Below are 18,551 nucleotides of genomic sequence, written 5' to 3' on the forward strand. Positions count from 1 at the left end.
TGGGCGAACGGTCATGATGGTGTTGTGACAACGACGGCCACTCGCCCCGCGGGCTCGACCCGGCAGCATCATCTGGTCGGGCTGACGTCCGCGTTCGGGATCGGGATGCTGGTCGCGGTGCAGTCCCGGATCAACGGGGAGCTCGGCGGCAAGCTGGGGGACGGGATCCCGGCGGCGCTGATCTCGTTCGGGACCGGGCTGCTCGTGTTGCTCGTCGTCACGGCGTTCGTTCCTGGGGTACGGCGAGGGCTCGGCACTGTGTGGCGCTCGATCCGCCGGCCGATGCGCGGGTACGGCGGTCTGCGCTGGTGGCAGTGCACCGGTGGTGTCGCGGGCGCGTTCCTGGTGGCGACGCAGTCGATCACGGTGTCGGTGATCGGCGTCGCGGTGTTCCTGGTGGCTGGTGTCGCCGGGCAGGCGATCAGCAGTCTTGTGGTCGACCGTCTCGGGTTCGGTCCGGCGGGTCCGCAGCCGTTGACCACGTTGCGGGTCGTCGGGGCGGCGGTCGCGCTGGTCGCGGTCGCGCTCGCGGTGTCGGAGCAGTTGAGTCACCCGGACGGGTTGCTGCTCGCGATCCTGCCCGCGCTCGCCGGCGTCGGGACCGCCGTACAGCAGGCCATCAACGGGCGGGTCGCTCGTACTGCGTCGTCGGATGCGTACGGCGCGGTCGCTGCCGGGGTGGTGAACTTCTTCGTCGGGTTCGTCGCGTTGCTGGTGGTCTTTGTCGTCGACCTGGCGTTCCGCGGGGCGCCGAAGGCGTTGCCGAGCGAGCCGTGGCTGTACTTCGGCGGCATGTGCGGCGTGATCTTCATCAGCGCGGCCGCCGCTGTGGTCCGCGTAGTCGGCGTCTTCGTCCTCGGCCTCGGCACAATCGCCGGCCAACTCATCGCCAGCCTCTTCATCGACCTCTTCGTCCCGGTCTCCGACAAGCCAGTCACCACCCCAGTAGTCGCCGGCACCCTCCTGGCCCTCGTAGCCGTAGCAGTAGCCGCCGTCCCCAACCTCCGCCGCACCTAGCCCGAGACAGGTGGAGGTCCGCGCCCCGGGTGGGTGGGGGGCCGCGTGGTCAGGTGGTTGCCGCGGCGACGGCTGGTTTGCGGCGGAGGTTGTTGAGCAGGCCTTGGGAGACGGCGACGCCGGCGAGGACGATGAGGCCGCCGACCGGTTGGTACCAGGTGATGTGTTCGTGCAGGACGATGACGCCGACCACGATCGAGAAGACCGGCATCAGGTACGTCACCATCGACGAGCGGCTGGCGCCGATCAGGCGGATGTTGCGCATGTTGAGGACGAAGGCGAGTCCACTGCCGAGCGCCCCCAGCGCGACCACGCTCAGCACGACCTTCAGCGACAGCGACCACGGCGCGGGCGGTGCCTGGCCGGTGACCAGCGGCGCGACCACCGCGAGCTGGACCGTTGCGCAGAGCAACAACGCCGTCGACAACGCCGTACCGGACAGCGACGTACCGGCCAGGAACCGTTTCTGGTAAGGGATCGCGAGCCCGTAGAAGAACGCGGCCAGCATGCACAGCCCCTGCCCGACGAGGTCCGCCCCACTCTGCACCCGCCAGGCCCCGAGCACCACGAGCATCCCGAGGAACCCGATCAGCAGCCCGACCCCACGCTGCGCCGAGAACTTCTCGGTCCGGAAGATCAGCACCGCGATCGGCAGCACGATCAGCGGCGTGATGCCGTTCCAGATGCCGGCCAGCAGCGACGGGATCCGCTCCTCGCCGTACCCGAACAGCGTCCACGGGATCGCCGACCCGATCGCCCCGACCACGAACGAGTGCGCCCACAACCGCAGGTCCCGCGGCAGCGGCTCGCGCTTCACGACCAGGATCACGAGCAGTACGACGGAACCGGCCAGCACCCGGCCGAGCGCCAGGTAGAGCGGCGGCAGTTCGCGCACGCCGACCGAGATGAACAGGAAACTGCAGCCCCAGATGGCGGCCAGCGCCAGCATGTTCGGGACCCACGCCCGAGCGGGCGCGTTGTCAGGAGTCGTCAGCGTGCTCACTCCTGACATCCTGCACTACCGAACCGACAGTTCGCGTATCTATATCCGTATTCGGGCAGCCGCTGGCGGCGGATGTCAGGAGCGAGAGAGGATGACGCCCATGAGTGCCTTCGACGTGATCGCCGTCCGGAAACAGTTCCCCGCGCTCGACGAGGGCGCCGCGCACTTCGACGGGCCGGGCGGTTCGCAGACCCCGCAGCCGGTCGCCGACGCGGTCGCGAAGACCCTCACCTCGGCGCTCGCGAACCGCGGCCGGCTGACCGCCGCCGAGCGTCGCGCGGACGGGATCGTGGCCGGCGCCCGCGAGGCGATGGCCGACCTGCTCGGGACCACCGCGCAGGGGATCGTCTTCGGCCGCAGCATGACCCAGCTGACGTACGACTTCTCCCGGACGCTCGCCAAGACCTCGAAAGCGGGCGACGAGGTGATCGTCACCCGCCTCGACCACGACGCGAACGTCCGTCCGTGGGTGCAGGCCGCCGAGGCCGCGGGCGCCACGGTCAAGTGGCTCGGGTTCGACCCGGAGACCTCCGAGCTCGACGACATCGCCCCGCTGCTCACCGACCGTACCCGCCTGGTCGCGGTCACCGCCGCCTCCAACCTGCTCGGCACCCGCCCGGACACGCAGCGGATCGCCGACCAGGTGCACGCGGCCGGTGCGCTCATCTACGTCGACGGCGTGCACCTGACCGCGCACGCGCCGATCGACGCGCGGTACGCCGACTTCTATGCCTGCTCGCCGTACAAGTTCTTCGGCCCGCATCTCGGCGTACTGACTGCGAGGCCCGAGCTGTTGGAGACGCTCATGCCGGACAAGCTGCTGCCGGCGACGGACGTCGTACCGGAGCGGTTCGAGTTCGGGACGCTGCCGTACGAGTTGCTCGCCGGTACGACGGCCGCGGTCGACTTCATCGCCGGACTGGGTGGCTCCGGCGGCACCCGCCGCGAGCGGCTCGTCGACTCGCTCCGCCTGGTCGAGGCGTACGAGGACGAGCTCCGCGACGACCTGGAGGCCCGGCTCGCGGCGATCCCCGGCGTCACGCTGTACGGCCACGCCGCGCACCGCACGCCGACCCTGCTCTTCACGCTCGACGGCCACACCCCGGCGGAGGTCGCCGAGCACCTCGCGGCCGCTGGGGTGAACGCCCCAGCCGGTTCGTTCTACGCCTACGAGCCGGCAAAGCTGCTCGGTCTCGGCCCGGAAGGTGCGGTCCGCGCCGGCCTCGCGCCGTACAACGACCAGTCGGACGTCGATCGCCTGATCATCGCCTTGACCACGTTGACAAGCACTAACTAAAGTCTCTGGGGAAATTAATCCGCCCGAGGGAGTCAGGTGAACGAGCCGAGCGCTGTTTTCGTCCAGACGGATCCCTCGGACGGTTTGGTGGCGCTCTCGCGCGCGGATGCCGACGTCCGGTGGAACGACGGTGCCGTCGAGGTCACGGCCGAGCGGATCTCCCGGGTGGCGCTGCGCTGGTCGGAGAAGTTGCCCGCTGACGCGCTGATCCTCGGTGACGCCTGGGAGCGGTCGTACGGCGACCTGCAGTGGCGGCACCAGCAGCCCGAGCGGCTGCTGCCGTGGTACTTCCTCGTCCACTCGAGCTCCGGCACGTACGGCCTGGGTGTCGACGTACAGCCGAACGCCTTCTGCGCCTGGACGGTCGACGGCGACGGGTTCACGTTGTGGCTCGATCTGCGCAACGGCGGCGGGCCTGTTCACCTGGGCGGTCGTACGCTGACAGCAGCGGTCGTGCGACGATTCGAGGACGCCGGTACACCCTGGCAGACCCTGAACGCAGCGGTCGCCTCCATGAGCACCCGGCTACCGGCGCGACCTGAGCCCGCGCCGGTGGCCGGGCCTGTCGTCGGCGCCAACAACTGGTATTACGCGTACGGCGAGAACTTCGACGAGAAGGCGGTCCTCAAGGACGCGTCGACGATCGTCGAGCTCGCCGACGGCCACCCGGTCAAACCGTTCAGCGTCGTCGACGACGGCTGGTACCCGGGCGGCGTCTGCTCCGGCGGGCCCTGGGACCGCGGTACGCCGGGCGTCTTCGACGACATGGCCGGTACGGCGGCCGCGATCAAGGCGATCGGTGCCCGCCCGGGCCTGTGGTTCCGGCCGCTCTTCGTCCGCGAGCCGAGCGCGCTCGCGTCGAAGGGCCCGCACGACAAGCCGGGTCGCGCGCTGGACCCGACGTACCCGGAGGTCGTGGACGGGATCAAGGCGGACCTGCGCCGGTTCAAGGACTGGGGCTTCGAGCTGGTCAAGCACGACTTCAGCACGTACGACGTGTTCGGCGACTTCGGGCCCGCGATGGGCGCCCGGATGACCGACGACGGCTGGCAGTTCCACGACCCGGCCCGGACCACCGCGGAGATCGTCCTCGACTTCTACCGCGAGGTCCGTACCGCCGCGGGGGACATGACCGTGATCGGCTGCAACACCGTCGGCCATCTCGCCGCCGGGCTGGTCGACGTCCAGCGGATCGGCGACGACACCTCCGGCCGGGACTGGGAGCGGACCCGGACGATGGGCGTGAACACGCTCGCGTTCCGGCTGCCGCAGCACAACCGGTTCTTCACCGTCGACGCCGACTGCGTCCCGTGTACGCCGCAGACGCCGTGGGAGCTGAACGCGCGCTACCTCGACCTGATCGCCCGCTCCGGTACGGCGCTGTTCCTGTCGATCGACCCGGCGGCCCGGACCGCGGAGATCGACCGCGTGCTGCGGGACGGCATCCGGCTCGCGCTCGACGGTGGTACGCCGGGTGGGATCGAGCCGGCGGACTGGCTGACGAACACCACGCCTCGCGCGTGGCGGACCGGCGACGCGACAGTCGAGTACGACTGGCTGCAGCCGTGGGGTGCGGAGCCGAATGGCTAGACGGGGGACGAACCTGGATCGCGTCGGGGGGTTCAACGACGCCGTCGTACTGGACGCGATCCGCCGCAGCGAACAACTCAGCCGGGTCGAGCTGGCCGAAGCCACCGGCCTGTCCGGGCAGGCGATCTCGAACATCGCCCGCCGGCTGCTCGACGCCGGCCTGGTCCGCGAGGCCGGCGTACTGCGCGGCGCCGGGCTCGGCAAGCCGCGCACGCTCCTCGAACTCGAACCAGCCGGCCGGTACGCCGTCGGCGTCCACCTCGACCCGTCCGTCGTCACCGTCGTACTGCTGGACCTGACCGGTGAGGTGGTCGCGCGGCGGCCGGTCGACCAGTACGCCGACGACCCGGACCTGCTGATCGACGGGATCGCGAAGACGATCGAGGAAGTGATCGCGTCCTCGGGCGCACCCCGCGATCGGGTCAGCGGCGTGGGAATCGCCGCGCCGGGGCCGATCGACGTCGACCGCGGCGTGGTGGTGGATCCGCCGAACCTGTCGACCTGGCACCTCGTCCCGCTGTGCGACCAGTTGCAGGAGCGGACCGGTCTGCCGGTCGTCCTGGACAAGGACGTGACCGCCGCCGCGGCCGCGGAGAAGTGGGCCGGGCAGGGCGGCAGCTTCGTGTTCTTCTACCTCGGGACCGGCGTCGGCGCCGGGCTGGTGATCGGCGACGAGGTGGTGCGCGGGTCGTCCAGCAACGTCGGCGAGATCGGCCATGTGATCGTCGACCCCGACGGACCGGTCTGCTACTGCGGGCGGCGCGGCTGCGTCGGCGAGGCCAGCCAGCCGCGGTACCTCGTGCAGCAGGCGGTGCGCGCCGGAGTACTTGCCGACGGCATCGACCTGGACGACCGCCCGGCGGTCGACGAGGCGTTCGCCCGGCTGTGCACACTGGCCGCGGACGGAGCTGCGGGGGCTCAGCAGATCGTCGTACAGTTGGCCGTCCGGATCGCCAAGGTGGTCGAGGACGTCGCGAACCTGCTCGACCTGGACCGCGTGGTGTTCGGCGGTCCGCACTGGGAACACCTCGCTCCGGTCCTGAACGACGCCGTCCGCACGGCGCTGGACGGCCGGTTCCTGCTCCAGGCGGTGCACCCGTTCGAGGTCACCGGAACCGCGCTCGGCACCGATGTCGGCGCGATCGGCGCCGCGAGCCTGGTCCTCGACCGGACCTTCTCGCCCAACCCCGCTCTAGGGGGTGTCTGATGGTTCCGACACCCCGTGAAAGGTAGATGTGTTGATGATCGACCCCGAGGTCCTGGCCCGCGCCACGGCCGCTGTTCGCGACGCCGCCGGTGACGAGGTGATCGCGGAGATGTTCCGGCGGTCGATGGCGGAGAACCTGCCCGCGGTCGCCGAGCGGTTGCCGGACGGGACCACGTTCGTGCTGACCGGCGACATCCCGGCGATGTGGCTGCGCGACTCCGCCGCCCAACTGCGCCCGTACCTGCTGCTGTGCAAGGACGATCCGGGCCTGCAGGACGTCCTGATCGGCGTCCTGCACCGGCAGCTGGAGTACGTCGTCCTCGACCCGTACGCGAACGCCTTCAATCAGGCGGCGAACGGCGCGGGCCACGTCACCGACGAGACCGAGATGTCGGCGTGGGTGTGGGAGCGCAAGTACGAGATCGACTCGCTGTGCTTCCCGCTCGACCTGGCGTACCGGCTGTGGCGGATCACCGGCCGCGCGGACGTGATCGACCACCGGTTCCGGGCCGCGGCGGAGGCGATCGTCGACCTGTGGACCGTGGAGCAGGACCACGAGGCGCGGTCGCCGTACCACTTCCAGCGGCATGACGAGCGGCCCGAGGACACGCTGGTCCGGGAGGGCCGTGGGCGGCTGACGCGGCCGACCGGGATGTCGTGGAGCGCGTTCCGGCCGAGCGACGACGCGACCGAGCTGGGCTTCAACGTGCCCGGCAACATGTTCGCGTCGGTGGTGCTCGGGTACCTGCAGGAGATCGCCACCGAGGTACTGCGGGACGAGCCGCTGGCCGACCGCGCGAAGGCGCTGAAGGCCGAGATCGACGAGGGCATCACGCAGTACGGGACCGTCGACCACCCGGTGCACGGCAGGGTGTACGCGTACGAGGTGGACGGGCTGGGCGAGTCGTTGCTGATGGACGACGCCAACATGCCGAGCCTGCTGTCGATCCCGCTGACCGGGTACGCCGCCGCGGACGACCCGACGTACCTCGCGACCCGGTCGCTGCTGCTCGGCCCGGACAACCCGTACTACTACAGCGGTACGGCGGCCGCCGGCATCGGCAGCCCGCACACGCCGCCGCGGTACATCTGGCACATCGCCCTCGCCGTCCAGGGCATCTCGAGTACGTCGGCCGACGAGCGGCAGCGGCTGCTCGAACTGCTCCGCGACACCACCGGCGGAACCGGGCAGATGCACGAGGGCTTCGACGTCGACGACCCGCGGAAGTTCACCCGCGAGTGGTTCTCCTGGGCGAACGCGATGTTCTGCGAGCTCGCGCTGGTGCACGCCGGGATCAGGTGACGTCCCGGCGCCGCATGGTCCAGGCCGCCAGGCCTGCGAAGACCGTGCAGTAGGCGATCAGGGTCAGCAGGGCCCGTCCGCCGCCGACCGCGTCCCGTACTCCGGGTGGCGCGTCGGCGGCGGCCATGCCGGTGACGCTGAACACGAGCGAGCCGGCGTTCGTCCCCGGCAACAGGTTGGCCAGCCATTTGAGGCCCGGCAGCAGGCTGCTGACCACGCCGGCCAGCAGCGTCTCGATCCCGAGGATCCAGACGACGCCGAGACCGATGGGCAGCGCAACGTTGCGGAAGGCAACGGCCAGGACGGCGCCGGCCAGGCACCACATCATCAGCACCAGCCAGCCGCCGGCCAGGCCTTTGACCAGGCCGACGACGCCTGGAAAGTTCATCGCACCGTTCTCGGCGGCCGCGATGCCGACGCTGCACAGGGCGCAGGCGGCGAAGATCCCCAGCACCCAGAGCGCGATCATGGTGCCGAGGGCAAGGAACTGCGCGGCCAGGATCGTCAGCCGCCGCGGGCGCTGGGTGAGGACCGTCTTCAGCGTTCCCCAGGTGTACTCGCCGCCGATCACGATCGCGCCGAGCACCAGCGCGAGCGCTCCGGCGAAGATCGGGTAGCCGCCGATCGTGTTGTCGATGACGCGGGCCGGCAGCATCCCGCGGAGCACCTCGGCTCGCGGTACTCCCGTCGTACTCGGAGTGTTGTCGCCGGTCGCGTACGCGAGGTACGGCAGCAGGTAGCCGAAGATGAGGCTCAGCACCAGTCCGGCGCCGAACAGCACCCAGACGGCGGATCGCTTGCGGAGCTTGAGGAGTTCCGCGCGGTAGCTACCCGACATCGGCCTTCTCCTCGCTCGTCAGTTCGAAGAAGATGTCTTCGAGGGCGCGTTCGGTGGTGTGCAGTTCGGAGACCTCGACGCCGGCCTCGACGAGGGTCCGGTTCACCTCGGCGGCGCGCCGCGGATCGACCTGCAGCCGCAGCGTGTCGTCGTACCGATGGACCGTTCCGAAGCCCGCCAGCAGCGTCTTCGCCCGGTCCTCAGGGGTGGCGCGGACGACGAGTTCCTGTTCGCCGCGGAGTTCGTCGACGTTGTGCTCGGCAACCATCCGGCCGGCGTTGATGATGCCGACCCGGTCGCAGATCTGCTGCACCTCGCCGAGCAGGTGGCTGGACAGCAGCACGGTCCGCCCGCCGGAGCCGAGCTCGCGGATCAGCCGCCGCATGTCGCGCATCCCGGCCGGGTCGAGCCCGTTCGTGGGTTCGTCCAGAATCACCAGCTCCGGGTCCTTCAGCAGCGCGGCCGCGACCCCCAGGCGCTGCTTCATCCCCAGGGAGTACGTCGAGAACCGGTCCGCGGCGCGCTCGGTGAGGTCGACCAGTTCGAGCACCTCGTCGATCCGCTGCCGCGGTACGTCGGCGTACTCGGCCAGCAGCCGCAGGTTGTCGAGGCCGGACAGGTACGGGTAGAACGCGGGCGACTCGATCATCGACCCGGTCCGTCCCAGTACGTCGGCCTCACCCGGGCGCCCGCCCAGCACGCGGACGCTGCCGCTCGTCGGCGCGATCAGCCCGGTGAGGATCCGCAACGTGGTCGTCTTGCCCGCACCGTTCGGCCCGAGGAACCCGTACACCTCACCCGGCAACACCGTCAGATCGACACCGTCAACCGCAAGGGTGTCGCCGTACCTCTTCGTCAGCCCACTGACCTCAACCAACGCATCCATACTTCAAGGGTGTCCGTCGGGGCCTGCCCAGCGCGTCCTCTCGGGGGAGTGACGCGGCCTACCACCCGAGGAGTACTCAGGTACTCGGATTCGACGCCAGCGGTTGCACACTGCCCGCCTTGAGTGCGTCCGCCACATGCCCGACCCCCGCCCGAATCACCTGACCGTAACCATCCTCGGGCAGTTCGGGGAGACGCTCACGTGCTGCTTCGAGGTGCTCATTCGCCAGCTCAGGTTGTGCCAGCCGCCGGTAGTCATCCGCCAGGTTCAGGTGCAGCGACGGCAGCCAACCATCATCCTGTACGCACTCGAGCGCCCGAAGGTCCCACTCGAGCTCAGCGTTCACGTCGTGCTGCAGATCAGCTAGATAGTGGGCGATCGCGCAGCGTTCCTGGCTGTTGGTGGAGTTGTCCCACAGGTCGGTGAGTTGGTGGCGGGCGGTTTCCCGGTCGCCGGTGCGGCCGAGTTCGACGGCTGCGATGATCTGTTCCATGCAGGCGATCCTGCGGGTTCGACCAGCTGGAAGGTCAACCCAGCCAGCCCGGGCGGACCAGGCCGGTCTGGTAGGCGACGACGACGAGTTGGGCGCGGTCGCGGACGCCGAGCTTGATCATGGCGCGACTGACGTGGGTCTTCGCGGTCGCCGGACTTAGCACGAGCCGCTCGGCGATCTCGTCGTTCGACAGGCCCTCGCCGACCAGCGCGACGATCTCCTTCTCGCGTTCCGTGAGTACGTCGAGTTCCCTGCTGGCGTGCGGCTGCCGGCTGCGGGACGCGAACTCGGCCACCAGCCGCCGCGTCACGCCGGGAGACAGCAGCGCGTCCCCGCGCGCGACCACCCGGACGGCCTGCAGCAGCTCGACCGGCTCGGTGTCCTTCACCAGGAACCCGCTCGCCCCGACCCGCAACGCCTCGAACACGTACTCGTCGAGGTCGAACGTCGTCAGGATCACCACATGTACGCCGGCCAGCTCCGGGTCCGCCCCGATCCGCCGGGTCGCCTCCAGCCCGTCGGTCCCCGGCATCCGGATGTCCATCAGCACGACGTCCGGCTGCTCCCGCCGCGCGACCACGACCGCCTCCGCCCCGTCCGCGACCTCGCCGACCACCGTGATGTCGTCCTCGGCGTTCAGCAACGACCGGAACCCGGCCCGCACCAACGCCTGGTCATCCGCCAGCAGCACCCGAATCATGGATCGGAGCCTATGCCAGCCCCGCGTCATGGGCGAGGAGTGCGACCTGGGTGCGGTTGCCGAGCTCGAGCTTGGTGAGGATGTGCGAGATGTGCGCCTTCACGGTCGCGAGGCTCATGAACAGCTCGGTGGCGATCTGCGCGTTCGCCTTGCCCTGCGCGACCGCGAGCATCACGTCGTACTCCCGTGGCGACAGCCGCTCCAGCTTCTGCTGCGCGATCGTGTGCGCGTCGGCCTGCGTCGCGGCGCGGTCCATCAGCCGGCGGGTGATCGCGGGGGAGAGGATCGGGTCCCCGGCCGCGACCCGGCGTACCGCCTCGACGATCTGGGCCGGCGGCGTGTCCTTCAGCAGGAACCCGCTGGCGCCGGCGCGGAGCGCGTGCAGCACGTTCTCATCGGTGTCGAACGTGGTGAGTACGACGACGTCCGGCGGATTCGACCGGGCCCGGAGCCGCCGGGTCGCGACGATCCCGTCCACCCGCGGCATCCGCAGGTCCATCAGCACGATATCCGGGAAGTGCGCGTCGACCGCGGCCGGCACCTCGTCGCCGTCCGCGGCCTGGCCGACGACCGAGATCCCGTTCGCGCCGTCGAGCATCATCTCCAGGCTGGCCCTGACCAACGCGTCGTCGTCCACCACCAGTACCCGGATCATGAAGGCCACGGTAGCGAGGCCTCGAGGCGGAACGCGCCACCGGGCTCCCTGCCGTGGTCGAGCGTGCCGCCCGCGAGCTGCACGCGTTCGGTCAGCCCGACCAGACCGGTCCCGCTGCCCGGCACCAACGGCGTACCGTTCGACGCCGGGTTGGTCAGCTCGATCCGCAGCCCGTCGCCCGGGTGGCCGGTGACCAGCACCGTCACCGGATACCCGGCGGCGTGCTTGCGGGCGTTCGTCAGCCCTTCCTGGACGATCCGGTACGCCGTCCGCCCGGTTGCCGGCGGCAACGACGTGGAGTCCGCGACCCGGTCGTCGTACGCGATCGTGCTGCCCGCCTCGCGCGACTCGTCGACCAGCGCCCGGAGATCGCCGAACGTCGGCTGCGGGCGCCCCTCGTACACGTCCTCGTCCCGCAGCACGTTGATCACCTCACGCAGCTCGTCCAGCGCCTGGTGGACGCCCGTACGGATGACGCCGGCCGCCTTCGCCAGCTTCTCCGGTGACGAGTCGGGACGGTACTCGAGGGCACCGGCGTACGTCGCCAGCAGCGACAGCCGGTGCGCCAGTACGTCGTGCATCTCGCTGGCCATCTTCGTCCGCTCCAGGGACCGCGCCTCCGCGACGCGGCGACCCTGTTCGGCCTCGGCCCTGAGGGCGCGGTCGCGCAACGACGCGAGCAACTGCTGGCGTGCCTGGGTGCCTTGGCCCCAGCCGAGCAGCCCGGCGTGGACGACGAGGACGAGGATCGCGTACCAGAAGTACGGGAGCCCGTGGATCGGTTGCCAGAGGCCCTGAATCAGATGGCTCGCGGTGCCGATCGCGGCGACCATGATCGACGTACGGAGCGGTTGGCGGAGGGCGACGTTCAACGTGCCGACGGTCGACGGCGGCGTCGCGGCGGGGGAGAAGGCCGCGAGGACGGCGACCGCGATCGCGCCCGGCACCGGCCGGCGGAACACCAACGGCATCAGCCCGACCGAGGCGATCCCGATCACGATGTCCAACGGCAGGAACCTGCGATGCCCCGCGTCCGGCAACCGCCCGACGATCGTCAGCCCCACCAGCACCGCGATCGCCGCGACCGCCACCACTTCCACCCACCTCGGCGGCTTCCGCGGCACGCACAACTCGTCCATGCCCCGAGCGTAGGCGCCCCCACCCCTCCCCACCACCAACCAAAGTAGAACCCCCACAGCCCCTCGACCGATGCCGAAACCGCCACCACCCAGCCACGGTGTACCCCATCACCCACCACCCCAAGGAGCCCAAATGCCAACCCCCACCAACCCCACCCCCCACCCCACACCAACCCCCACCCACCCCACACCGAGCGCCGCCCAGCCCGCCGCCGGTCAACTGTCGGCTGGAACGGCTCCTGCTTCCACCTCACCAGTTTTGGGTGTGCGAGGTAGAAGATTCGGAGTAGTTGGTATCGCGGCAGTTGCCGCCCTAGCCGACTGGATCCTGCTCGCCCCAGTAGCCGGCCTCACCCTCACCGCCCGCCAAGGCGGCATCCAACACATCGGCGCCGCCGCGGTGGTCGTCTCAACGATCGTCGTCAGCCTCCTCGGCTGGGCCCTGCTCGCGATCCTCGAACGCCGCACCCGACGCGCCCGCACCACCTGGACCGTCATCGCGACGATCGTCTGCGTCACGTCCCTCGGCAGCCCGCTCACCAACGGCATCGGCCTCGGCGCGAAGCTCGGCCTCGCCTCACTCCACCTGGTCGTCGGCGCGATCGTGATCCTCGGCCTCCGCCGTACCGCCGTCAAACCCTGCTAACTGCGCCGCCCGATAGAACCCCCGGATATGCGCGGCCACCAACTCGGCCGCGCGCTCCGGTTCACCGCCGCGCACCGCCGCCAGGATCGCCCGGTGCTCGGCCCGCAATCCGACCACCGTCGCCTCCCAGTCCGGCAGGTTCGGCACCGCGGCCAGCACGTACCCGTGGATCGCCGACCGCAACGACGCCATCACCGCCGCGATCAGCACGTTCCCCGCCAACCCGGACAACGCGACATGGAACTCCGCGTCGAGCAGATGGAACTCCTCCGGCGTCAGCCCACCGTCGTCCATCCGGTCGAGCAGTTCCTCGGCCACCTTCAGCTCACCCACCGCGAGTTCCCGCCCGGCCGCCTCCCGCGCCGCCCACGACTCCAGCAGCAGCCGCGTCTCCACGACGTCGCCCATCGGCAGATGATTGGTTGCCAGGTGCAACCGCAGTACGGCGGTCAGCGGCGACACCGGCTCCGCGACGATCACCGTGCCCGCCTCCGGCCCGGACCCGGTCGCGGTCCGCACCACGCCCATCGCCTCCAGCACCCGGACCGCCTCGCGCACCGACGGCCGGCTGATCCCGAGCTGCTCCGCGAGCGCCCGCTCCCCGGGCAGCCGCCCCCCGACCCGCAACCGCCCCGCGGCCAGGTCGGCCTCCACCCGGCGCAGAACCAGCTCGTAGTTCTTCATGTGGACGACTCTATCTGTGTGGTCGGACCACAGGGTAGGGTGTGGTCCGACCACAGATTCAGCCGGGAGTTGTGATGACCGATCGCCAGTTGCCCAAATGGTCCGAGTTGAAGCCGCTGCTGCGGCCGAAGCCGATCACGGTGAACTCGACCGACCGGCGCCTGGAGAAGGCGCTGACGATCGCGGACCTCCGCGCGATCGCGAAGCGCCGTACGCCGCGCTCTGTCTTCGACTACACCGACGGCGCCGCCGAGGCGGAGATCAGCCTGCGCCGGGCGCGCCGGCTGTTCGCGGAGATGGAGCTGCAGCCGTCGATCCTGCGGGACGTGTCCGACATCGACCTCGGTACGTCGATCCTCGGCAAGCGGTCGGAGCTGCCGTTCGCGTTCGCGCCGACCGGGTTCACCCGGATGATGAACCACGAGGGCGAGAGCGCGGTCGTCAAGGTCGCGCAGGACGTCGGCATCCCGTACGCGCTGTCCACGATGGGTACGACGTCGATCGAGGACGTGGCGGCCGCCGCGCCGGACGCCCGCAAGTGGTTCCAGCTGTACGTGTGGAAGGACCGCGACGCGGGTGAGGACCTGGTGAAGCGGTCGGCCGCCGCCGGGTTCGAGGCGCTGATGCTGACGGTCGACGTACCGGTCGCCGGCGCCCGGTTGCGCGACGTCCGGAACGGGTTCACGATCCCGCCGTCGCTGACCGCGAAGACGGTGCTGGACGCGTCGATGCACCCGGCCTGGTGGGCGAACCTGCTCACCACCCGACCACTCACCTTCGCGTCCCTGTCCTCCTGGGACGGTACGGTCGCCGAGCTGCTGGACAAGCTGTTCGACCCGACGATGACGATCGACGACCTCAACTGGCTGCGCTCGATCTGGGACGGTCCGCTGATCGTGAAGGGCATCCAGACCGTCGAGGACGCCCGCCGGGTCGTCGACGCGGGCGCGGACGCCGTCGTACTGTCCAACCACGGCGGTCGGCAGCTGGACCGCGCGCCGACACCGCTGCGGATCCTCCCGGACGTCCGGAAGGCGATCGGCAGCGACGCGGAGATCTACCTGGACACCGGCATCATGTCCGGCGCGGACGTGGTCGCGGCGATCGCGCTCGGCGCGGACGCGTGCCTGGTCGGCCGCGCGTACCTGTACGGCCTGATGGCCGGCGGTCAGCGCGGCGTCGCCCGTGCCGCGGAGATCCTGACCAAGGAGGCACGCCGCACGATGGCGCTACTGGGCGTCTCAAGCGTCGCCGACCTCAACCCCTCCCACGTCAAGCTCCCCTGAGGTCAGCAACGGCAACGTCAGCGCGAACACCGCGCCGCGCCCGAGCGCGGTGTGGACCGCGAGGTCGCCGCCGTGTGCACGAGCGATGGACCGTGCGATCGCGAGCCCGGAGCCCGCACCCGCCGAGTGTTTGCAGGCCCGGTCGGCGCGGTAACCGTTCGAACACCCGCTCGCGATCCGGGCCAGCACCTCGTCGACCCGCCGCCGCTGCAGACCGTTGCTCACGGCAAGCGCCAACAGATGGTCGTACGCCGTCCGCGCCCCGTGCACCGCGCCGGCGTCGAGCAACGCCCCCACCTCGGTCAACGGCACCGGCAGGTCCCGGTACCGCCGCCCACCGATCGTCACCGCCCCGGCGGTCGGCGCCGCCAGCCCGATGATCATCTTCATCGTCGTGGACTTCCCCGCCCCTTCGGCCCAAGAAACCCCGTCACCTGCCCCGGTTCAACGGAGAACGAAGCACCACTTCAGAGCCCGTACCGCTTGGTCCCCCCGCACCTCGATCGTCGCCATACCCGCAGCCTGACGCCCCGACCTAGGCACCCCCGGGAAAGGTTTGGGAGAACTCTGTGAATCCACCGCGGCGGGCGCCCTGGACTCACAGGAAACCTATAGCGGCAGGTTCGCGATGATGCGGAGGCCGCCGGCGGGGGTGCGGTTGGCGGTCAGGGTGCCGCCGAGGGCGGTGGCGCGTTCGCGCATGCCGGAGATGCCGTTGCCTTCCTTCGGCTGGGTGGTGAGGGACTCGCCGTTGTCGTCGACCTGCACCACGAGCGCCTGCTCGCCGTACTGGATCCGGACCGTCGCGGACGTTGCCCGGGCGTGCCGTACGACGTTCGTCAGCGACTCCTGGATGATCCGGAACGCGGCGCGGTCGAGGCCGCTCGGCAGCGGGCGGGGGTCGCCGTGGATGATCTTGTGCACCTCGAGCCCGGCGCGCGCCGTACGGCTGACGAGGTGGTCGAGATGGTCGAGGCCCGCGACCGGTTGACGCGGGGCGGACTCGCCGGACTGGCGCAGTACGCCGACGATCAAGCGGAGTTCGACCAGGGCCTCTTTGCTGGCGTCCTTGATCGCGGCCAGCGCCGGGACGGCCTGCTCGGGCTGACGGTCGGCCAAGTGCAGGGCTGTCGACGCCTGCACGTTGATCAGCGAGATGTGGTGTGCCACGACGTCGTGGAGTTCCTGCGCGATCCGGAGCCGCTCCTCACCGGCCCGGCGCAACTCCTCCTCCTTACGGGTCCGCGCCGCCGCCGTCACGCGGTCGCGGTGCGCGCGGAAGAGTTCGGCGAGGAACCCGAGGACGCAGAAGCAGGCGCCGACGAGCAGCACCTGGTAGATGCCGTCCTGGTTGAGCCCGAGGATGATCCGGCCGCCGACGTGGCCGACGTACAACGAGATCAGCCCGGCCCAGCCGGCCACTCGGTGGCCCAGGCGGATCGTGGTGAAGACCGCGATCACGAACGGGATCACGACCGGTCCCCACGGGTACTCGCGGAGCATGTAGACGAGCGTCGCGCCGACGATCACCCACAGCACCGGCACCGGCCGGGTGTTCCGCCAGAACAGGGACAGTGCGGCGATCAGCAGCAGTACGACCATGAACGCGTCCGGCTGGTGCCGGTCGGTCTGGCCGCGGGCGGCGCCGAACGTCCCGATCACCAGGAACACGGACAGCCCGATCGGCACCGTGTAGCGGCGGATCCGTGCCCCGAGGTCCGGGACGTCGAGAGGTTCGGTCACACCAATGAACCGTAGACGGCCGCCGGGGCGGGTGTCATCGTCGCCACGGAGTACTTCGGCCTGCGCCCGCCGAAGTACTTCAGTATTTGACCTTGTAGATCGACTCCTCGTACCTCTGGCCGTAGTACTCGTCGAGGTTCGTCAGGTCGTCGTCAGGGCGCTCGAAGGTCTTCGACAGCACCGCCCGGCGCGGGATCGCCTCCGGGTTCCAGGTCTCGGGCTTCCACAGCTGCGAGCGCAGGAACGACTTCGAGCAGTGGTGGAAGATCTGCTCGATCTCGACCAGCAGCGCGAGCTGCGGGCGGTTGCCCTTGACCACCATGTCGTCGAAGAACGGCGCCTCCTTGACGATCCGCGCGCGGCCGTTGATCCGGAGCGTGTCGGTGCGGCCGGGGACGAAGTAGATCAGCCCGACGTGCGGGTTGCTGAGCAGGTTCGTGAAGCCGTCGATGCGGCGGTTGCCGGCCCGGTCCGGGATCGCGATCGTGTTCCGGTCCAGCACCTTGGTGAAGCCGGCCGGGTCGCCCTTGGGGGAGACGTCGCAGGTGCCGTCGGCGTCGGACGTCGCGATCAGGCAGAACGGGGAGTTGCCGAGCCACAGCAGGTCCAGGTCGTGCAGCTCCGTGCGCTCCTTGGCGACCGCAGCGCCGATCGGGGCCGGGACGACCTCGCGCAGCTCGTCGTGGGTGGTGATCTCGACCAGTCCGGGAATCTCCATCAGGCGGCGCTCTCCTCTACCAGCGACGGCGTGGCGTCCTCGGTGACGGCCCTCGTCCGCGCAGCCCATCGTACGGCGGGACCAGTTGCGCAACTGGTCCCCAGGAACAGTGCGCCGACCGCGATCCAGCCGATCGGACCCCACCCGAGGATCACCGTGGTGAGCAGCGCCGGGCCGAGCATCCGGGCGATCGCGGGGCCGGTGCCGAAGAACCCCTGGTACTGCCCCTGCTTGTCCGCCGGGGCGAGCCCGAAGCTGATCTCCCAGGCTCCGGAGGCGAGCTTCATCTCGCCGACGGTGAGCAGTGCGGCGGCCGCCACGAGTACGGCGGCGGTCGTCGCCGGGCCGAGGTCGGCCGCGGTGGTCGCGAACACGGCGCAGGCGGCGAGCATCGCGATCCCGGCGTACCGGACCGAACGGGCGGCTGTGCTCAGATCCCTTACCGCCTTGGCGATCCGCACCTGGAAGAACGCGACGCCGAGCGTGTTCACGATCATCAGCGACGCGACGGCCCAGCTCGGAGCGTGCGTCCGGGTGACGATCCAGAGCGGGCCGACCAGGCTGATCAGCGGCATGAACAGCAGCATCACCGCGTTGAGCAGCGCGAGTACGGCGTACGGACGGTCCTGCAGCACCGCGAGCCTGGGCTCACCCTTGGTACGGATCGAGGTGGGGATCGACGGCACCCGACGGATCAGCGCGGCCGCGACCAGGAAGCTCAGCGCGTCGATCCCGAGGACGATCAGGTACGCCGCTGTCGTGTCGAAGCGCAGCGCTACGCCGCCGAGGAGCGCGCCGACCGCGAGCCCGGCGTTCACCGTGGACTGGAGGAACGCGCGGATCCTGGTCCGTTCTTCCGGCTGTACGAGACCGGCGAGCAAGGCCTGCCGTGCCGCGGTGAGGCCGGTCTGGCTGCAGGCGTAGACGATCGCCGCGACGAGGAATCCGGCGAAGCTCCTGACGACCAGGAAGGAGGCGACGGCGGCCGCGGTGCTGAGGGCGAGCAGGACGGCAGTACCGCGGGCTCCGCGCCGGTCGGCGAGGCTGCCGAGCGGTACGCCGGCCAGGAATCCGGCCAGCCAGGCGATCGTCAGGCCGAGCCCGACCTCCGCGGTGGAGAGCCCGACCACGCGGGTGAAGTACAACGCCGAGGTGACGACGAACGCGCCGTCGCCGACCGAGTTCGCCAGTTGCGCCATCGCGAGGTCCCGCGACGCTCCGGCCGGGGGAAGAAGTCTGCTGCTCATGACCCTGAGCCTAGGCTCGGTGCGGCCCAATCTTCCGGTCCATTGCCGGGTCCAGTTGATGGGCCACTTTTGGTCTGTGGATAACTCGGATCCGGGGTG

19 protein-coding genes are annotated in these 18,551 nt (G+C 70.2%); 7 read left to right on the forward strand and 12 right to left on the reverse strand.

All coding sequences use genetic code 11. The annotated features are described in order from the left end of the window. Window positions 1-24: 24 nt before the first annotated feature. A complete protein-coding gene (locus ACFV9C_RS31555; RefSeq protein WP_380199195.1) occupies window positions 25-1,017 on the forward strand; it encodes a DMT family transporter in 993 nt (330 codons plus the stop codon). A gap of 49 nt (window positions 1,018-1,066) precedes the next feature. Here the strand turns inward: ACFV9C_RS31555 and ACFV9C_RS31560 are convergent, their stop codons facing one another. Next, on the reverse strand, window positions 1,067-2,020 hold the full coding sequence (locus ACFV9C_RS31560) for a DMT family transporter (protein WP_380199196.1): 954 nt from the start codon (window positions 2,018-2,020) through the stop codon (window positions 1,067-1,069). Between the two features lie 100 nt (window positions 2,021-2,120). Between ACFV9C_RS31560 and ACFV9C_RS31565 the strand changes: the two genes are divergently transcribed. From ACFV9C_RS31565 to ACFV9C_RS31580, 4 genes are read left to right on the forward strand one after another with little or no spacing between them, the layout of a single operon-like run. Then, window positions 2,121-3,317, forward strand: coding sequence for a cysteine desulfurase-like protein (locus ACFV9C_RS31565; RefSeq protein WP_380199197.1), 1,197 nt, complete (start codon window positions 2,121-2,123; stop codon window positions 3,315-3,317). A gap of 36 nt (window positions 3,318-3,353) precedes the next feature. Next, window positions 3,354-4,907 carry a hypothetical protein gene (locus ACFV9C_RS31570; protein WP_380199198.1) on the forward strand — a complete coding sequence of 518 codons (1,554 nt, stop codon included), beginning with the start codon at window positions 3,354-3,356 and terminating at the stop codon, window positions 4,905-4,907. After that, window positions 4,900-6,114 carry an ROK family transcriptional regulator gene (locus ACFV9C_RS31575; protein WP_380199199.1) on the forward strand — a complete coding sequence of 405 codons (1,215 nt, stop codon included), beginning with the start codon at window positions 4,900-4,902 and terminating at the stop codon, window positions 6,112-6,114. Before ACFV9C_RS31570 ends, ACFV9C_RS31575 begins: the two co-directional genes overlap by 8 nt. A gap of 34 nt (window positions 6,115-6,148) precedes the next feature. Continuing rightward, window positions 6,149-7,417 (forward strand): glycoside hydrolase family 125 protein, encoded by a 1,269-nt coding sequence (locus tag ACFV9C_RS31580; protein WP_380199200.1) that lies wholly within the window; start codon window positions 6,149-6,151, stop codon window positions 7,415-7,417. Here ACFV9C_RS31580 and ACFV9C_RS31585 read toward each other — a convergent pair. From ACFV9C_RS31585 to ACFV9C_RS31610, 6 genes are all read right to left on the reverse strand, one after another. After that, entirely contained in the window at window positions 7,410-8,255 is an 846-nt protein-coding gene (locus tag ACFV9C_RS31585; protein ID WP_380199201.1) for an ABC transporter permease, read from the reverse strand. The genes ACFV9C_RS31580 and ACFV9C_RS31585 overlap by 8 nt on opposite strands. Further along, window positions 8,245-9,141 carry an ABC transporter ATP-binding protein gene (locus tag ACFV9C_RS31590; RefSeq protein ID WP_380199202.1) on the reverse strand — a complete coding sequence of 299 codons (897 nt, stop codon included), beginning with the start codon at window positions 9,139-9,141 and terminating at the stop codon, window positions 8,245-8,247. Before ACFV9C_RS31590 ends, ACFV9C_RS31585 begins: the two co-directional genes overlap by 11 nt. Window positions 9,142-9,217: 76 nt before the next feature. Further along, window positions 9,218-9,634 carry a hypothetical protein gene (locus tag ACFV9C_RS31595; protein ID WP_380199203.1) on the reverse strand — a complete coding sequence of 139 codons (417 nt, stop codon included), beginning with the start codon at window positions 9,632-9,634 and terminating at the stop codon, window positions 9,218-9,220. Window positions 9,635-9,668: 34 nt separating this feature from the next. Then, the gene (locus tag ACFV9C_RS31600) at window positions 9,669-10,334 is read right to left on the reverse strand and encodes a response regulator (protein WP_380199204.1); all 666 of its coding nucleotides are present in this window, start codon (window positions 10,332-10,334) and stop codon (window positions 9,669-9,671) included. A gap of 10 nt (window positions 10,335-10,344) precedes the next feature. Further along, window positions 10,345-10,989 (reverse strand): response regulator, encoded by a 645-nt coding sequence (locus ACFV9C_RS31605; protein ID WP_380199205.1) that lies wholly within the window; start codon window positions 10,987-10,989, stop codon window positions 10,345-10,347. Continuing rightward, window positions 10,986-12,128: a sensor histidine kinase gene (locus ACFV9C_RS31610; RefSeq protein WP_380199206.1), complete on the reverse strand. Its 1,143-nt coding sequence runs from the start codon at window positions 12,126-12,128 to the stop codon at window positions 10,986-10,988. The genes ACFV9C_RS31605 and ACFV9C_RS31610 overlap by 4 nt, the downstream gene beginning before the upstream one ends. A 265-nt stretch (window positions 12,129-12,393) precedes the next feature. Between ACFV9C_RS31610 and ACFV9C_RS31615 the strand changes: the two genes are divergently transcribed. Next, window positions 12,394-12,774 carry a DUF6069 family protein gene (locus ACFV9C_RS31615; protein ID WP_380199207.1) on the forward strand — a complete coding sequence of 127 codons (381 nt, stop codon included), beginning with the start codon at window positions 12,394-12,396 and terminating at the stop codon, window positions 12,772-12,774. Here the strand turns inward: ACFV9C_RS31615 and ACFV9C_RS31620 are convergent. Continuing rightward, window positions 12,706-13,458: a FadR/GntR family transcriptional regulator gene (locus ACFV9C_RS31620; protein ID WP_380199208.1), complete on the reverse strand. Its 753-nt coding sequence runs from the start codon at window positions 13,456-13,458 to the stop codon at window positions 12,706-12,708. The genes ACFV9C_RS31615 and ACFV9C_RS31620 overlap by 69 nt on opposite strands. Before the next feature lie 74 nt (window positions 13,459-13,532). Here ACFV9C_RS31620 and ACFV9C_RS31625 point away from each other — a divergent pair, with 74 nt between their 5' ends. Then, window positions 13,533-14,744 carry an alpha-hydroxy-acid oxidizing protein gene (locus ACFV9C_RS31625; RefSeq protein ID WP_380199209.1) on the forward strand — a complete coding sequence of 404 codons (1,212 nt, stop codon included), beginning with the start codon at window positions 13,533-13,535 and terminating at the stop codon, window positions 14,742-14,744. On the opposite strand, the gene ACFV9C_RS31630 is transcribed toward ACFV9C_RS31625, so the two are convergent. The 4 genes from ACFV9C_RS31630 to ACFV9C_RS31645 all read right to left on the reverse strand — a co-directional run bounded on the left by ACFV9C_RS31630 (window position 14,700) and on the right by ACFV9C_RS31645 (window position 18,452). Beyond that, on the reverse strand, window positions 14,700-15,134 hold the full coding sequence (locus ACFV9C_RS31630; protein ID WP_380199210.1) for an ATP-binding protein: 435 nt from the start codon (window positions 15,132-15,134) through the stop codon (window positions 14,700-14,702). The genes ACFV9C_RS31625 and ACFV9C_RS31630 overlap by 45 nt on opposite strands. A gap of 219 nt (window positions 15,135-15,353) precedes the next feature. Next, window positions 15,354-16,487 carry a sensor histidine kinase gene (locus tag ACFV9C_RS31635; protein ID WP_380199211.1) on the reverse strand — a complete coding sequence of 378 codons (1,134 nt, stop codon included), beginning with the start codon at window positions 16,485-16,487 and terminating at the stop codon, window positions 15,354-15,356. Window positions 16,488-16,566: 79 nt separating this feature from the next. Further along, window positions 16,567-17,205 (reverse strand): MSMEG_1061 family FMN-dependent PPOX-type flavoprotein, encoded by a 639-nt coding sequence (locus ACFV9C_RS31640; protein ID WP_380199212.1) that lies wholly within the window; start codon window positions 17,203-17,205, stop codon window positions 16,567-16,569. Continuing rightward, window positions 17,205-18,452 carry an MFS transporter gene (locus ACFV9C_RS31645; RefSeq protein ID WP_380199213.1) on the reverse strand — a complete coding sequence of 416 codons (1,248 nt, stop codon included), beginning with the start codon at window positions 18,450-18,452 and terminating at the stop codon, window positions 17,205-17,207. The genes ACFV9C_RS31640 and ACFV9C_RS31645 overlap by 1 nt, the downstream gene beginning before the upstream one ends. Window positions 18,453-18,551 lie beyond the last annotated feature (99 nt).

The sequence above is a fragment of the Kribbella sp. NPDC059898 genome (assembly GCF_042730855.1).
Taxonomy (GTDB): domain Bacteria; phylum Actinomycetota; class Actinomycetes; order Propionibacteriales; family Kribbellaceae; genus Kribbella.